The organism is Desulforhopalus vacuolatus (assembly GCF_016918505.1).
Lineage (GTDB): Bacteria > Desulfobacterota > Desulfobulbia > Desulfobulbales > Desulfocapsaceae > Desulforhopalus > Desulforhopalus vacuolatus.
Map to the genome: position 1 here is coordinate 13,992 of NZ_JAFFPZ010000014.1, position 15,521 is coordinate 29,512.

Sequence of the window (15,521 nt, forward strand, 5' to 3'; positions counted from 1 at the left end):
TCATTGTTTTTATTTCGGCAGGTGTTTTTTTCCCCCCTCTAACACGGGGTACCCGTCAGGTCCTTTTTTCAGGGCTTTGTGTTTTGCTTGAAGCTTCTTCATCTGTTTTTTGTAGAGATGCCAGCGGCTGGTGGAACGAGTGTTGCTGTTGGGGAGAAGAAGCTGCTGGCCGATGTAGATCCTTCCTTTGCGGTTGAGGCGGTTTGTTCTTTTGAGCGCCTTGAGCGAAACCCCATATCGTTTTGCTATCTGTCCGGCACTCTGGCCTTTTTTTACCTCGTGATAGCGAACCTTTTTCTGCTTGTGAAAATAGAGGATGTCAGGGAAGCTGACAATTTTTTTCTGCAGTCCCGGGATGTCCGGCAGGCGGAAGGTATAGCCCCTGGTGATCCATTTATCACCCTTGTACGCTGCGGGGCGCAGGGCTGGATTGTATTCTTTAATTTGTTTCTCAGAAAGATTAAAATAACGTTTGAGATCATCAAGGCAGAGATAACCCTTGAGTTTAAAATTGAGGTCGGGGACAGGTTGTTTTCGCTTCAGCGTTCTCTCCAATTTTTTCCCGGCTTCTATTGCCGCGACAAATTCGGAGTAAAAATTGCGGGAGGCAAACTGGAAGCTGACGGTACTGTGTCGGCGGAACACTTCGGAATAGGAGTGGAACTCTTTGAACGCACGAATAGTTCCCGGCAGGCCATAGTTGTAGGAAGTGACGGCAAGCGGCCAGTGCTGGAGGTGTTTATAACTGCGGGCGAGATATTCGGCTGCGGCGCGGCTGGCGGTGATCGGATCAAGGCGCTCGTCAACGGCGGAGTCGATGATCAGGTAGCGGGTTCCGGTGGTTTTGGTAAACTGCCAGATGCCGGTTGCGCCAACTTTTGAGTAGGCACCGTTGTGATAAGAAGATTCCACCATTGGCAGATAGGCGAGGTCTTCCGGCAAATTATGTTCGTGAAATATCTTCTTGATACGGTCAATATATTTTCCAGAGCGGATGATACCACGACGAAAACGCCGTTGTTGACCACCCTGCAGTCGGACCAGCTCTGCGGCATGTTTCATTTGGCTGCGGGGATTTTTCCCGGGGAAGAGGGCGGCAATACGTTTTTCTTCTCTGGTTGTTGGTTTCTGCCTGGATAATTTTTTAAGAAGGGCCACATATTTTTTCTTTGCCTGTTCCTCGCGATAAATGTTTATTTTACGGGCACCGGGCAAACCGGCCTCAATGAGGGTGATAACCTCGTAGACGCGTGAGGGATTGCCAGCGTCATGAACCACGACTTCATTGTTCCTGCGTTTGAGGTAGATGTCTTCCCAAAAACGGACATTACCGAGAATGGCTTTATACACGGGAAAAGCAGGAATGAGGCTGACAGAAGGAGTTTCACCCTCTGCATCCCTGGCAAAACTGGTACCATGGACAATGAGCAGAAGGAGAGAACATGCCAGGACGGCAAAACGCCCGAATTTTTTCTGCGAGACGGTCAAAAACATGATTCATCCGGGCAGTTCTCTGCCCTCACATTAGGGTTCCTTGAAGAATCTTGTATTTCGTTCATATTCAAGGCACAGGAGAAAATTTACCGGAGCTATATGTTTGATATTGCGAGGATAAATTTTTGACTGTAACGAAGAAGATGGGCGAAAGACTGATTATTCAAAGTTCCCATTATTGGAAAGGAAATATGTATACACCAATACTGGCGACACTGGGTTATATCCTGTCGCCTGACAGCAGACAAGTGCTGATGATACACCGAAACAAGCGGAAAGACGATCAGCATCTCGGCAAATATAACGGACTTGGAGGAAAAATGAAGCCCGGAGAAGATATCTTCACCTGTTTGACGAGAGAAATCAAGGAAGAAGCTCAAATTACATGTGAAGAGTGTGAACTGCGGGGAACCATTAACTGGACAGGTTTCGGTCCTGACGGGGAAGACTGGTTCGGCTTCATTTATCTTATCCGCAGTTTTACGGGAACCCCCCTGCACGGTAACGAGGAGGGTGATCTCTCCTGGGTGGATGTAGATAAAATCATGGATTTGCCCCTCTGGGAAGGAGACCGTTACTTTCTGCCCCTTGTTTTTGATGCTGACCCCAGAGTTTTTCATGGATATATGCCCTATGACAACGCCCGGCCGCTGTCGTGGAGTTATGAACGGCACTGAAATACGCGAAGTTGCACTGGTGTTCATCTCCGCGTATCGACGGGTTGAGGAAAATCTCAAGTAAAACGGGGTTTGCTCTTGCAGTCGATACACTGCATGGTATATTCCCATGAATTGTGTGTTGTAAATCTTTTTATACTCGTTTTTATGCTCGTTTTAGTGCTTCGTCGGGGTACTGGAGAGCATACAAATTTTGTTTTTTTTGTCACAGGATTTTCAGATTATTAAATTTTACGCTGGGCGCCCTGAAAATTTTGCGGGGGTGGGGCTGGCATTTTTTTACTGGAGAGGTGCTGCAATGAGTGAAGATGAAATGAACAAAGACGAAGAACTTCAGCGTCTTGAACAGTTTGTAGAAAAACTTTTGACCACTTTTTCTGCATTGAAAGAAGAACGTAATACTCTAATACAGACCCTGAAAAATCGTGATGTCACCATCGTGGAAAAAGATGATGCTATTGCAGATCTCGATGCCATTGTCGCTGACCGTGAAAGTGTTATTGCTGACCGTGAAGAGACCATTGGCGAACGTGATGTGACTCTCCAGGAAAGAGAAGCCCGTATCAGTGAACTCGAGGGTGTGCTCAACGATAAGAACAACGAGCGTGAAGAGATCAGTGGTAAAGTAAAAAGCATTGTTGATCAGATTGAATCCTGGGAGCTCTCTCTCGACGAAGACAACGAAAGTTACTCCCTCGAGAATACCAATGATGGGGAAAAAGACGGCACTGATGAAACTCAGGAGATGTCCTGAGTTTCTGTTGAAATCCGGGGTATTCCTTCTGGTATATGATAAAATTCCTGATGACAGGAATTCCTTTATACTGTGTAATGGTCGTCTGCGGGCGGCTTCCGCCACTTGAAATCGGATTGTTCTCATGGCCGAAGATGAGCGAATGGTCGAAATAAGAATGATGGGGCTGGACTTTAGTTTCTACACTGATGCTTCAGATGTGGAACTGGAGGAAACCGTTGCTCTGGTGCAGGATCTGGTCGGGGTCAAGCCTGATGAGAACATCGGGACGATTCCGATGGGGAAAATTGCACTCCTTGCCTGTCTTAATATTGCTTCCCGGCATGTACGGCTGCAGAGGGATTTTGATCAATATCGTAAGAATTTTGAGAGTCGTTTGAGGAATCTGAGCAATGAGATTCGGACTTTGATTACCGAACGCTGACCCTTCAGGGTATACTGTTTTACAGATTTTTTTTCAGGAATGAGAATGCTTTTTCCCTGAAGGTTCCCATGGTTGGACAAGACAATTTTCTAAAGAAATTACGGGATTTTAATGTTTTCGCTTCGGCAGTTTTCTGCTATAATGAACTGTTGAAAAAAGTTAAACGGAGTTAAAAAAGCTTCGTTACAACATATATATAATTACCCTGCGCTGTTAGTGATTTTCAGTGTAATTGTTGAGCCAACTCTCTAAAAAAGGGAGCCCTCTCTGATCAAAGATGAAAATGGCAATTGCCGCTTTTCAAAAATGATTTATGGGGTACCCACCTGAACTTCAGGTTTAACTTTTCTGGTGACACGGCAGTGTGGGGTTTTTTTACCGTTCCTGAAGCAGTTTTCGGGGAGATTGCAGCGGCTGCCAACAGCACCCGTTTTTTTGAGGATGTAACGACGGCGTGGCTTTGCAGCTGCGTCGATTTAATATAATGCAGACCGGCCTTACGGGCGGATAAATTAAAACGGACGAGAAGCGGTGGGAAAGCCGCTTCCTGATTCACCCTGCATTTTGGAGAATGCGTGGCGGGGTGATGTCTGGTGTGGAGAGGCAGCATTCAGCCACGCCGGGCAGATATAGGGATTTCTGGAATAACTTTTTTGAAGATCGCGCATGCCTGCCATATCCTGAGAGCACGATTACTCTTCTGAACGTTTCAAAACGATGACTTCCAGGTCGACCTCTGGAGTGCAGGCAGAATGGTGCCTGATCAGAGTTTGCTGCAATTGGCTGCAGACTCTTTTTCTGCATGGTGTAGCAGATTTTCAGTTGAAGCCGGCGAATTTTACAATTTTGTTGTGCTGATTCAGGGAAGTTTTTTCCTCTTCTGCCGGTGTGAACAGGCGACAGCAGTTGCTCCCCCTTCCCTCCCTCCTTCTGTTTTACTTTTCTCTTCTCATACTCACCCTGAGTCCGGCTCTTTACAGGGGGTATCACAATGGGATTTTTCCTCCAGCTTTTGCTGGCGATTATCTTCCTCGGTGCAGGTGGTGCCGCAGGATATTTCATTCAACGCAAAATTACGCTGACCAACGAAGCGAACAATCGCAATCAGGGGCGGCAGATCATCGAAAATGCCCTCGTTGAGGCAGAGCAATTAAAGAAAGAGGCACTCCTGCAGAGCAAGGAGAAGGCGTATCAGGTAAAGCAGACACTTGACCTGGAAATTAAAGCTGACCGCGATGAACTGAAAGAAGAACGGGCACAGGTTCAGTTGAAGCGCGACAACCTTAAACGGGAGTGGGACAGTTACGATCGTAAGATCAGTGAGTTGCAAAAGACCGAAAAGGACCTCGTGCTTTCCCGCGAGGAGTATCAACGCAAGCATCAGCAGGCCGATGAGCTCGTCGCTCAGCGGACCCGTGAGCTTTCGTTCCTTGCCGGTATTACTGCGGAAGAAGCGAAGAATACGTTGATTTCATCTCTTGAGAGCGAGGCACGCATGGAAGCGGCCAAAAGTCTTGTCCGCATTGAAAATGAAATGAAAATGGAAGCCGATCGGAGGGCAAAGAAGATCCTTGCCCTTGCTATTTGCCGCTATGCAGGAGATTACGTTGCCGACCGCACGGTGTCGATTGTACCGCTGCCCAACGACGAGATGAAAGGGCGGATTATTGGCCGTGAAGGGCGGAATATTCGTGCTCTTGAAGCCGCAACTGGTATTGATATTATCATTGATGATACTCCGGAGGCCGTGGTGCTTTCTGGTTTTAATCCGGTCCGGCGTGAGGTTGCACGGCTCGCCCTGGAACAACTCATCAGTGACGGCCGTATTCACCCGGGCAGAATTGAGGAAGTGGTTGACAAGGTCTCCCGCGATCTTGAGATTTCCATGCGCGAGGAAGGAGAGCAGGCCACCTTTGATGTGGGGGCACACGGTGTGCATGTGGAAATTATTAAATTGATCGGGAGACTCAAATATCGGACCAGTTACGGTCAGAATATACTCCAGCACAGTCTTGAAGTTGCTTTCCTTTGCGGGATCATGGCTGCTGAACTTGGTATTGACGTGAAGATGGCCAAGCGTGCCGGACTGCTGCATGATATCGGCAAGGCGGTGGACCACGAAGTTGAGGGTTCTCACGCCATTATCGGCAGAGACATCGCCAGAAAATATGGTGAGTCGGAAGAGGTCGTTTATGCCATCGGGGCTCACCATGAAGATCTTCCCCCGAAGAGCGTGCTTGATGTTCTTGTGCAGGCCGCAGATGCCCTCTCTGGAGCACGGCCCGGTGCCCGGAAAGAGATGCTGCAGAGTTATGTTAAGCGTCTGGAAGACCTTGAAGCGATTGCCAACGGTTTTGAAGGAGTGGAAAAATCCTACGCCATTCAGGCCGGTCGCGATCTGCGCATTATCGTTGATTCCAACAAAATAAAAGAGGAGGAGGCGGCACTGCTCAGCCGAGATATTGCCCGCTCCATCCAGGAAAAATTGACCTATCCCGGTCAAATTCGTGTAACCGTTATTCGTGAAACCAGGGCCGTTGAGTACGCGAAGTAGCTTGCGTCCTGAGAAGGTACTTTTAGAAAACGCTGAGAGGAATACGCTAATGTTAAGCATCGAAGAGCAACTCGAATTTTTGGGGCGCGGTGTAGTAGATTTTCACTCCCGTGAAGAGCTTGAAAAGAAGCTGAAGAAATCACAGGAAACCGGTAAACCGCTGGTTGTAAAGGTTGGATTTGATCCCACTGCGCCGGATCTTCACCTCGGGCACACCGTGGTGATGCAGAAAATGAAGTATTTTCAGGATCTCGGACACGAGGTGCATTTCCTCATTGGGGACTTTACCGGTATGATCGGTGACCCTACCGGGAAATCACAAACCCGCAAGCCGCTGACGTCGGAGCAGGTTGCTGTTAATGCTGAGACCTATAAAAAACAGGTTTTTAAAATTCTGGACCCGGAGAAGACAAAGGTCAGCTTCAATTCGAAGTGGCTTGGAGCTCTTAACTTTGCGGATATCATTCGTCTTGGTTCGGAACTTACTGTTGCACGTATGCTCGAACGCGATGATTTTAAAAAGCGTTACGAAAACAATCTGCCTATCTCCATCCACGAATTTTTCTATCCCCTTGCCCAGGGATATGATTCCGTTGCACTGCACGCTGACGTTGAGCTTGGTGGCACCGATCAACTCTTCAATCTCCTCATGGGACGCGATCTGCAGCGTAACCGCGGGATGGAACCTCAGGTTGTAATGACCGTGCCTCTGCTCGAAGGACTCGACGGAGTGAACAAGATGAGTAAATCCCTCGGGAACTATATCGGGATTGATGAGCCTGCCGATGATATCTATGGAAAGGTGCTGTCAGTTTCTGATGAACTGATGTTTCGTTACTTCTATCTGCTCAGTGATTTGAGTACGGTAGAGATTGATGCACTGAAGAAGAAGATGGAGAGAGGTGAAATTCATCCGAAAGTGGTGAAGCAGCAACTGGCCCGTGAACTGGTGACCCGTTTCCACAGTAAGGATGCGGCCATCCAGGCAGAGAAAAATTTTGAGACGATTTTTCAGAAAGGGGGAACTCCGGACGAGGTTCCTGAGTATGAAATGAAGGGTGGCGAGGCTGTTGCTCTGCCGAATCTGCTTGTTGATGCGGGGTTGGTGAAGTCTACCTCAGAGGCCCGGCGGATGATCAAACAGGGTGCAGTTTCTATCGATGGAGAGAAGGTCGCTGATGAGAAGATCCTCCTTGAACCGCAGGGTGAATATCTGTTTAAAGTGGGAAAACGTCGCTTCTGCAGGGTACACTTCGCCTGAGACGTTTCAAGCGGACCGGGTGTTCTTGAAGGACCCCGGGGAAGGGAGTTAATAAAAACGGCTCTGCAGTCATATTGACTGCAGAGCCGTTTTTTATGCATGATTTCCTGTGACAGAAAGCTGTAAAGACACCTTCTCAGGTGTCGTGTTTAGCCTTTTGGCAATCAGGACAAATGCCGAAAAATTCAACACGGTGTCCCTGCACTTTGTAGTCAGTGCTGGCAGCTGCCATTGTTTCAAACTCTTTTTGCACCGGAACATCCATGTCATCAACCCTGCCACACTCAGTGCAGCGAATGTGATAGTGCGGTTCCACGATGGCATCAAAGCGTTTCTGTGTGCCACCGACATCAATTTTCAAGATAATGCCATTGTCTGCCATAATTTCAAGGTTTCTGTAAACAGTCCCAAGACCAATACGCGGCAGGCGGGTGCGGACCATGTCAAACACTTCATTGGCTGCGGGATGGCTGTTTACCTTTGAAAGTTCCTCAAGAATCACCTGGCGTTGTGGAGTGATTCTAAAGTTCTCCATGCGCTCCAGCGTTAAAAGGGAGGCTTGTGTTGATTTATCCATGATAATCATAACTCATTTTGGGAACATCGAAGAACCAGTCTTTCGCCCATTTTCTTTGTTACAGTTAAAAATTTATCCTCAGAGGTAAACGCTGGACTCTGATTTCGCCAGGCTTTGATCTCAAAGTTATCCCGTGATGAACGGTACGCCGGTATACGTACCTGTGGTAAATTTTTAACTGTTCCTCGAATATAAACGAATGCAGGTTGTTTTTAAGATATCCTTTTATTTGATAAAGGATCTCAAGTGAACAGCATTCTGATATGATAATGTAATTTCAACGTAAATCAAGGGAAGTCGGGGATGGTATGGCAATACATTGAGAGAAAAAGATGGTATGGGGACGAAAGGAACTTTAGCTTTTGTCGTATTTTTCCTTTTTCTGTGCTGGATGCACGTTGGGATTGAAATAGCCAAAACCCAGTTCAGGAAAACGTGCTTTGAGCCTGTCAAGCCATGGAGTGATTCCCTCGGAGAGAGGATGCGGTTTCCCCCAGACCGTTTCGAAATACCATTCCGGATCAATATTGAGATTACGTAACTGGATGAAATCCGGGGGATGACTTGCTACCAGATTCGAAAGCGCAATGAACTCTTCGTCAGAATCGGTGAAGCCGGGGAGGACAAAATAATTGAAAGAGACAAACCGCCCTGCATCTTTCATCATGTCAATAGAGCGTTTTACATCATCAAAACAATAGCTCTTCGGCCGATAATAGGAATTGTAGCAACTTTCCTGCGCGGAGTTAAGACTGATACGCAGGGAATCAAGGCCGACAGCTGCCAGCTCTTTCACCTGTTCAGGCAGGCTGGCATTGGAGTTGAGATTAATGGTCCCAAGGTCAGTCGCTTCCCGCATCTGAATGATGCTTTCGCGGAGTACTTTACTCTGCATAAGAGGTTCTCCCTCGCAACCCTGACCGTAACTGACTACGGGATTTGGTGCCTTCTTCAGGTGAGGGATGGCAATTTCGCACAACTCTTTGACAGTAGGAACAAAGGTAATCCGTTCCTGAGAAGAGCATATTCCAGATTCCTGCAGGGAAATGCAGCCAAGACAACGGGCGTTGCACACCGGAGAGGTGGGCAGGGGAGCCTCCCATCTTTCCAGAAAATAATTTCGTGCAGCAGGACAGCCGTAGGTGAGACAGCATTTGCCGAGATGCTGGATAAGGCGATTGTCGCGGTGGGCCTTCAGTTTTAGAGCTGTCCGCCGTTCGACATCTTCTCTGGAGTACTGGCTGAAGTCCTGGCGTACGTCTTCATCACTGCGGAAGGCGGGAACCCAGAACTGATCATCTTTCCATCCAACTGCGGTGTAGGCAAACAGCGGCAACCGGGGTGCGTCCTTTTGTGTCTGATAACTGCTGCTAAGAATGGAGGTATGTGCGGGTGCGATGAAGGCGGCAACGGCATTGACAGACGTGTTCCCTTCATCCCAGGGATGTTCCGTAAGAAGTACCGGTTCACGGGAGTCAAAGTCCCAGCCGACGGGCAGCCGGCCGGGCAGGGTGAACAGTTCACTGCCCTCGGGAAGCGGAATGAGATCGTTTAGCTCCGGGGGCAGAAAATGACTGCCACTCATTCCGGTCATGCCGAGTTCTGGAAAATCGTTGATGTTTCCATCGGCATCTGCGAATACGAGTGAGGGAAGTGATTCAGGATGTTTCATGCAGTTGAATTTTTACTCCTGGCGAAGAACGCGGAAGACGGAGTCCACCGCACGATAGATATCAAGATCATCGCCAAAAATGTCCTGAATGGCTGGGTGATTTACAAGATCTTCAATAAGATATTGAGTGAAATAGAGACTCACAATGTTGGGATCCTGAACAAGAGTCCGCAAAGGAGCGACCTTCATCTGAAGATCAAAATCTTCAATATATGGCAACTTGCCGAGCTGTGCAGCGATATCTTCCTGTAATACACCAACGTTGTCCGTTTCTATGATTTCCCGATCAACAAGGCGCTGGATGAGCAGTACACTAAATTCCTGATCATGATCTTTAGCCCGGTGAAACATTTTCTTCCGTTCACGTTCACGTTTACGGTCGATAGTTCGGATGGTTTTGTCGGTAGTTCGATTCGGGCTGATACTTACTTTTGCCATTGTACACTCCTGAAATTGACGGCAACTGCCGTTTTCTGCTGTTGTTTACCACCTGTCTATAATCGGAAACGGCAAATATAACCACAGCAAATTTGTAATAACCAGCAGGGTCTCTTGAAGAACCTTGTATTTCGTTTATATGCGAGGCTCTTCAAGGAAATGTACCGCAGGCATACCTTTGATATCGGAGTCTGGCGCTCACCTTCGAGGATAAATTTTTGACTGTAACGAAGAAGATGGGCGAAAAAATGGTTCTTTGATGTTCCGATGTTCCCGGGAGTAAAAGAGGACATTTATACTGTCAGAAAGGGATTAATTCTGACTAAATTTCAATTTAGCTAATAAAAAAAGCATTAAAATTAGAATTCAAGCATCTCTGGAACTGAGTTGTGAAAAAAATGTTGAATTTGCCTTTTGTGTATCTATACTGTACAGAATTGAACTTGTCTGTTTTTACAGGACGATATTTTATCCAATAACGAAATATCGTTTTTTCACAGGTTATCTAATATTGCAGTTTTTAATCAGGAGAAAAAGGTTATGTTTACTCTTAAATTTGCTTTGCCCGTACTATTGTGCGTCTCAGCGTTGACTTTGGCAGGTTGTTCTGGCACAAAGCCTGTTCCGGTTGAACCTCAGGTCATCGATGAGACTGAAACTATCGGCGTTGTAGAATCTCTTGATTCTATTCCTTTGACTACTGGTATTGGAGAAGGACGGACGACAAAAGGCATGTTGCCCGTCTACTTTGCGTTTGACTCTTTTGGAATCCCGGCCGATCAGATTCCCCGCATGGAAGAAAACGCCAGTTACATGAAGAAAAATGGCACTGTTTCAGTACGTATCGAAGGGAACTGTGACCCTCGCGGAACCAAAGAATACAATATGGCCCTCGGCGAACGGCGTGCCCTTACTGCCAAAAACTGTTTGCAGCGTCTTGGTATCGGGGCCGAACGTCTGAGCACCGTAAGCTACGGGAAAGAACAGTTACTTTTCTCTGGCTATGACGAAATGGGCTGGGCTCAGGACCGTCGTGACGACTTCGTTGTCGATGGCAGTGCCAGCATGAATTCAGCACAGGGAGAAAATGAACAATGAGAATCCACAATTTTTTTGCCGCTGCCATTGTTGTTGTAACCCTTGCCTGTTTCAGTGGATCTGCTTTTGCTGCCGCTGCGACTAAAATTGGTGTCATTGACGTGCAGAAAATTTTGCTCAACAGCAAGGCTGGCAGCAAAGCAACGAAATCTCTTGATGCCAAAATGGCTTCCTATAAGGACAAATTTAAGGGGGAAAGCGAAAAGCTGAGAGCACTTCAGACCGAGATTAAAAAGAAAAGTTCTGCCTGGAGTGAAGAGACGAAAAAGGCCAAACTGCATGATTTTGAAAAAGCTGCAAGAGCTCTTCAGCAGAAGACGAAAGATGCTGAATTTGAAATGAAACAGGCTCGTGATAAAGAACTTGCGCCCCTGTTTAAGACTCTGCAGGGAGTTCTTGATTCCTATGGCCAGAAAAAGGGCTTTGCTGTTATCATCGAAAAGATGCCCGGGATTCCCTTTGTTAATCCTGCCAATGATATTACTGATGAGATAACCAAAGCTTTTAACAAGGTTTCAAACTGATTGCTGAAATGACAGCTTTGCAGTAGGTTGTGAATGGCGCAGAAGCTCGACTTCTGCGCCGTTTTCTTATTTATGGGCGGGGTGCAGACGTCCATTTTTTTTTTCAGGAGCAGATATGGCAGTGCGAAGTATGACCGGTTTCGGCCGGGGGGAAAGAGAAGAAGGCGGGCGGGTCTTCAGTGTAGAGATTCGCTGTGTGAACAACCGCTACCTTGATGTGAAGCTGAAACTTCCCCGGGGAGTTCAGGCCTTTGAAGAACGAATACGCAAACTGGTCGGCGCTGTTCATCAACGTGGCAGGGTAGACCTGCAGCTCACTATAAACGGCGGCGGGGTCCGGAACCAGCGGGTATTATTGAATGAGGAGCTTGCTTCGAGTTATTACGAGGCGATAACGCGCCTGTCTGAACGTTTCGGGCTTGGTCTGGAATTGACACCCCAGCAGCTTGCCTCTTTTCCGGACGTAATGGTTCGCGAAGAGGAGCCGGAAGATATTGAAGCACTATGGATACCGGTGGAAAAAGCTCTTCGGGAGGCGCTGGAGAACTGTGATGTCATGCGGCAACAGGAGGGTGGAGCTCTTGCCACGGACTTGTTTCAGCGGCTTGACCATTTTGCCGATGTGGTGAGCATTATTGAAGAGCGGATTCCGGAACTTGTCCTTCAGCGGCAGAGTGCCCTGCAGGAGCGGCTTGCCAAACTGCTTGACTCTGTTGCTCTCGATCAGGATCGTCTCGCCCAGGAAGTGGCTATTCTTGCAGACAAGACAGATGTTACGGAAGAAATTGTCCGTTTGCACAGTCACATGGAGCAGTTCTCTTCCTTCCTTAAAGAAGATGGCGCCATTGGTCGTAAACTCGATTTTCTTATTCAGGAGTTTCTGCGTGAGGTGAATACAACTGTCTCCAAAATTAGCGATGCCGGCATTGCTCAGCACACCGTCGAGCTGAAAAGCGAGCTGGAGAAAATACGCGAGCAGGTGCAGAACATCGAATAGGAGAGAGGGATGCAGCTGTTAAATGTGGGACACGGTAATACCGTTACCATGGAAAGAATTGTTGCCGTTATTAACACCGGTTCCTCTCCGGCACGCAAGCTGAAAGAGATTGCGAAAAATGATAACCGCCTGCTTGATGTCACCGAAGGGCGGCGCACCCGTTCTATCCTCGTACTTGATTCCGGGCATATCGTTCTCTCTTCAGTTCAGACGGAAACCATCGGGCTGAGGATGCAGGCCCTGCAGCAGGGGGCGCAGTTACAATTACTGAATGATGAGATAACAAAACAGGAAGAAATATGAAAGGACGACTTTTTGTAATTTCAGCACCCTCCGGTGCCGGGAAGACTACGCTTCTCAAGCGGGTCATGGCGGAATTGCCGGGACTCGCTTTTTCTGTTTCTCACACTACACGCCAGCCACGACCTGGAGAGAAGGACGGCATTGACTATCATTTTATCAGTCACGATGGTTTTCGCAGGATGATTGCTGCCGGGGAGTTCCTTGAATTCGCGGAAGTGCATGACAACTTTTACGGCACCAATCGCCAGTCAGTGATGGCTCAGGCGAAGGGTGGCAGTGATGTCATCCTTGATATTGATGTGCAGGGTGCGGAGATAATCCGCAATGAGCGGATTATCTCCGCTGCCCATATCTTTATTGCCCCGCCTGGTCTTGAAGAATTAGAGCGCCGTCTGCGCGGGCGTGGAACCGAGGATGATTCCACCGTTACGCTGCGTATGAAAAACGCGGAACAGGAAATGACCGCCGCCTCGGAGTATCAATATCTTATGGTCAACGACGACCTTGGTTCGGCGGTGAATACTCTAAAATCGATCATTATTGCCGAGCGCGCAGCGGCCCACCGCCATCCAGATGGCCGTGGGATTGAGCTGGGTCTGCATCTGTAAAAAAGCTGGAGAAAAAAATGGCAGAAAATAAAAAGGGAGGCAGGGGGGATAACCGCCGCCGTCCACAGGGTGAAAAATCGCCCCGCAGTGATGCTGAAAAACGACGTTCGGAGAAGTTGATTCGCTTGAGCGATGATCTGCTCTGGGGTGTGCATCCTGTCTATGAGAGTCTCGTCGAGGAGCCGGGACGTATCAACGAGATCATTCTGCAGAAAGAAAGGCATGGTGAGAAGATTGATGCGATCATCCAAATTGCCAAAGAGGCAAAGATAAAACTTTTCTTTGTGGATTCCCTGCGTATCAACGGGGAAGGGGCAGAGCAGATTCGGCATCAGGGAGTGGTCGCCCGTACCACCGAAGCCGGTTTTATCGAGTTTGCCGATTTTGCCGAACGCCTCAAGGCGCGCATTGAGGCAAAAGAGCCGTGCCACATCGTTGCCCTTGATACCCTGCAGGACCCTCACAATGTGGGAGCTATCATCCGTTCAGCGCTGGCTTCGGGTGCTGCAGGGGTCCTTGTTACCCGTGAACGCAGTGCGCCGCTGGGCGGTACTGCGGCCAAGGCCTCTGCCGGGGCCATGTCTCATATTGATATCTGCCAGGTCACCAATCTTGTCAATACTCTTAAAAAATTGAAGGAGATCGGCTTTTGGGTTTTCGGTAGCGTGAAGGATGATTCGGCGATAAATCTCTACAGCAGTGATCTCACCCCACCGGCCTGCTTTGTGATCGGGGCGGAGGGAAAAGGGGTTCGTCCGCTGGTGCAGAAAGAGTGCGATGTGCTGCTCTCTATTCCCATGAAGGGTGAGCTTGATTCCCTTAACGCATCGGTGGCCGCAGGCGTAATTTTGTTTGAAGCACTGCGACAGAAACTCGCAGTGTAATGGAAAAAAGATCCTTTGTGGCATTGTTGCTTGCCATTTTTATCAGTCTTCTCGGGATTGGCATTATCATCCCTGTTCTGCCAGTTTTTGCTGCAAGCCTTGGTGCCAGCGGTTTTGACCTCGGTCTCATCATGGCCGCTTTTTCCGTCTCGCGCGGACTGTTGCAGCCCTTTGTCGGCAACTGGTCGGATCGCTGGGGGCGGAAAGGATTTTTGATCACCGGGCTGGGGATTTATGGCCTTGTCGGTCTTCTTACTCCGCTGGCCAGCAGCATAACAATGCTGATTTTTATCCGCTTTTTGCACGGTATCGGTTCTGCCATGATCGGTCCCGTGGTTATGGCGTACATGAGTCAATTCGCCCCCAGCGGCCAGGAGGGGCGTTACCAGAGCTATCTCAACGCCGCCGTTTTTTGCGGAATTGGCTGTGGACCAATGATTGGTGGTGTCCTCTCGGATAACTGGGGTATGCCTTCGGTTTTTTATGGTATGGCGCTGATGAGTTTTATCGCCATGCTGCTGGTAATGTTCACCCTGCCGGGGAAGGCGGGCAGAGAAGGCAATGAGGATCGGCGTCTTTTTGCCACCCTCCGCATTATGCGGCGGGATACCCGTACCCTCGGTATTCTCCTTGCCCGATTCTCAACGATGCTGGTACCCGTGCCGTTGATGGCTTTTCTCCCGCTTTACATGGCGAGCTGGGATGGTGAAAGTTACAGTGGTTTCGCTGTAGGGATGGTTATCGCCTGCCGGACGCTGGTTAATGCCGGGCTGCAGGTTCCCTTTGGCAGACTGGCTGACCGCTGGAATCGAGAACGCATGCTTTTACTCGGGTCGCTCACGCTTGTGGTACTGTTTTTCTGCATCCCATTTTGTCGTACCTTTCATGCACTGATGCTGGTCTATCTGCTGATTGGTACTGCCGAGGCTCTGATATGGGCGGTACTCGGGGCTCTTGCTTCTGTGGAAGCGAAGAATCACTATGGACACGGCACGATGATGGGCATTTACGCTTTATCTATGAGTTGCGGCGTCTTCTGCGGAGCAGTGCTCTCAGGCAGCAGTATGGACTGGCTGGGAATTGATGCCGCCTACCGGGTGGTCGGAGGCTCCGTGCTGGTGCTGATTTGCGTTGCCCTCTGGATGATGGGGCGCAAGAGGGTGGAGGAGACAGCTGCTGATTGAGTGACAGGCAGAAAAAACAAAAAAAACAGGCGACGGGTAATTTCCCCGTCGCCTGTTTTTTTTCCTGTGCTT

At 48.7% G+C, this 15,521-nt stretch carries 17 protein-coding genes and 1 other RNA gene; 13 read left to right on the forward strand and 5 right to left on the reverse strand.

The features are described from left to right. Positions 1–9 precede the first annotated feature (9 nt). Positions 10–1,494 carry a lytic transglycosylase domain-containing protein gene (locus JWG39_RS09925; RefSeq protein ID WP_205219240.1) on the reverse strand — a complete coding sequence of 495 codons (1,485 nt, stop codon included), beginning with the start codon at positions 1,492–1,494 and terminating at the stop codon, positions 10–12. Between the two features lie 191 nt (positions 1,495–1,685). Here JWG39_RS09925 and JWG39_RS09930 point away from each other — a divergent pair, with 191 nt between their 5' ends. From JWG39_RS09930 to ssrS, 4 genes are all read left to right on the forward strand, one after another. Beyond that, positions 1,686–2,171: an NUDIX hydrolase gene (locus tag JWG39_RS09930; RefSeq protein ID WP_205219241.1), complete on the forward strand. Its 486-nt coding sequence runs from the start codon at positions 1,686–1,688 to the stop codon at positions 2,169–2,171. A gap of 298 nt (positions 2,172–2,469) precedes the next feature. Next, positions 2,470–2,925: a hypothetical protein gene (locus JWG39_RS09935; protein ID WP_205219242.1), complete on the forward strand. Its 456-nt coding sequence runs from the start codon at positions 2,470–2,472 to the stop codon at positions 2,923–2,925. Positions 2,926–3,067: 142 nt separating this feature from the next. Continuing rightward, a complete protein-coding gene (locus JWG39_RS09940) occupies positions 3,068–3,349 on the forward strand; it encodes a cell division protein ZapA (RefSeq protein ID WP_205219243.1) in 282 nt (93 codons plus the stop codon). Positions 3,350–3,548: 199 nt separating this feature from the next. Further along, positions 3,549–3,724, forward strand: a non-coding RNA gene (gene ssrS, locus JWG39_RS09945) — 6S RNA. Between the two features lie 137 nt (positions 3,725–3,861). Here the strand turns inward: ssrS and JWG39_RS09950 are convergent. Continuing rightward, a complete protein-coding gene (locus tag JWG39_RS09950; protein ID WP_205219244.1) occupies positions 3,862–4,017 on the reverse strand; it encodes a hypothetical protein in 156 nt (51 codons plus the stop codon). A gap of 323 nt (positions 4,018–4,340) precedes the next feature. Here JWG39_RS09950 and rny point away from each other — a divergent pair, with 323 nt between their 5' ends. Both rny and tyrS read left to right on the forward strand, forming a co-directional pair. Then, a complete protein-coding gene (gene rny, locus JWG39_RS09955; protein WP_205219245.1) occupies positions 4,341–5,903 on the forward strand; it encodes a ribonuclease Y in 1,563 nt (520 codons plus the stop codon). A 49-nt stretch (positions 5,904–5,952) separates the two neighbouring features. Continuing rightward, a complete protein-coding gene (gene tyrS / locus JWG39_RS09960; RefSeq protein WP_205219246.1) occupies positions 5,953–7,164 on the forward strand; it encodes a tyrosine--tRNA ligase in 1,212 nt (403 codons plus the stop codon). Between the two features lie 136 nt (positions 7,165–7,300). Here tyrS and JWG39_RS09965 read toward each other — a convergent pair whose 3' ends face one another. The 3 genes from JWG39_RS09965 to JWG39_RS09975 form a co-directional block, all read right to left on the reverse strand. Further along, positions 7,301–7,741, reverse strand: coding sequence for a Fur family transcriptional regulator (locus tag JWG39_RS09965; RefSeq protein ID WP_240192079.1), 441 nt, complete (start codon positions 7,739–7,741; stop codon positions 7,301–7,303). A 355-nt stretch (positions 7,742–8,096) separates the two neighbouring features. Then, entirely contained in the window at positions 8,097–9,413 is a 1,317-nt protein-coding gene (locus tag JWG39_RS09970) for a radical SAM family protein (RefSeq protein WP_205219247.1), read from the reverse strand. A gap of 12 nt (positions 9,414–9,425) precedes the next feature. Beyond that, positions 9,426–9,851 carry a hypothetical protein gene (locus JWG39_RS09975; RefSeq protein WP_205219248.1) on the reverse strand — a complete coding sequence of 142 codons (426 nt, stop codon included), beginning with the start codon at positions 9,849–9,851 and terminating at the stop codon, positions 9,426–9,428. 540 nt (positions 9,852–10,391) lie between these two features. On the opposite strand from JWG39_RS09975, the gene JWG39_RS09980 reads away from it, so the two are divergent. The 7 genes from JWG39_RS09980 (at position 10,392) to JWG39_RS10010 (ending at position 15,449) form a co-directional block, all read left to right on the forward strand. Further along, positions 10,392–10,949, forward strand: a complete 558-nt coding sequence (locus JWG39_RS09980) for an OmpA family protein (protein ID WP_205219249.1) — start codon at positions 10,392–10,394, stop codon at positions 10,947–10,949. After that, entirely contained in the window at positions 10,946–11,473 is a 528-nt protein-coding gene (locus JWG39_RS09985) for an OmpH/Skp family outer membrane protein (RefSeq protein WP_205219250.1), read from the forward strand. The genes JWG39_RS09980 and JWG39_RS09985 overlap by 4 nt, the downstream gene beginning before the upstream one ends. A 115-nt stretch (positions 11,474–11,588) precedes the next feature. Next, positions 11,589–12,470, forward strand: coding sequence for a YicC/YloC family endoribonuclease (locus tag JWG39_RS09990; protein ID WP_205219251.1), 882 nt, complete (start codon positions 11,589–11,591; stop codon positions 12,468–12,470). Positions 12,471–12,479: 9 nt separating this feature from the next. Further along, a complete protein-coding gene (locus JWG39_RS09995) occupies positions 12,480–12,773 on the forward strand; it encodes an extracellular matrix/biofilm biosynthesis regulator RemA family protein (protein ID WP_205219252.1) in 294 nt (97 codons plus the stop codon). Continuing rightward, positions 12,770–13,381 carry a guanylate kinase gene (gene gmk, locus JWG39_RS10000; RefSeq protein WP_205219253.1) on the forward strand — a complete coding sequence of 204 codons (612 nt, stop codon included), beginning with the start codon at positions 12,770–12,772 and terminating at the stop codon, positions 13,379–13,381. The genes JWG39_RS09995 and gmk overlap by 4 nt, the downstream gene beginning before the upstream one ends. Positions 13,382–13,398: 17 nt before the next feature. Further along, positions 13,399–14,265, forward strand: a complete 867-nt coding sequence (gene rlmB, locus JWG39_RS10005; protein ID WP_205219254.1) for a 23S rRNA (guanosine(2251)-2'-O)-methyltransferase RlmB — start codon at positions 13,399–13,401, stop codon at positions 14,263–14,265. Continuing rightward, positions 14,265–15,449 (forward strand): MFS transporter, encoded by a 1,185-nt coding sequence (locus tag JWG39_RS10010; protein WP_205219255.1) that lies wholly within the window; start codon positions 14,265–14,267, stop codon positions 15,447–15,449. Before rlmB ends, JWG39_RS10010 begins: the two co-directional genes overlap by 1 nt. Positions 15,450–15,521: the final 72 nt, after the last annotated feature.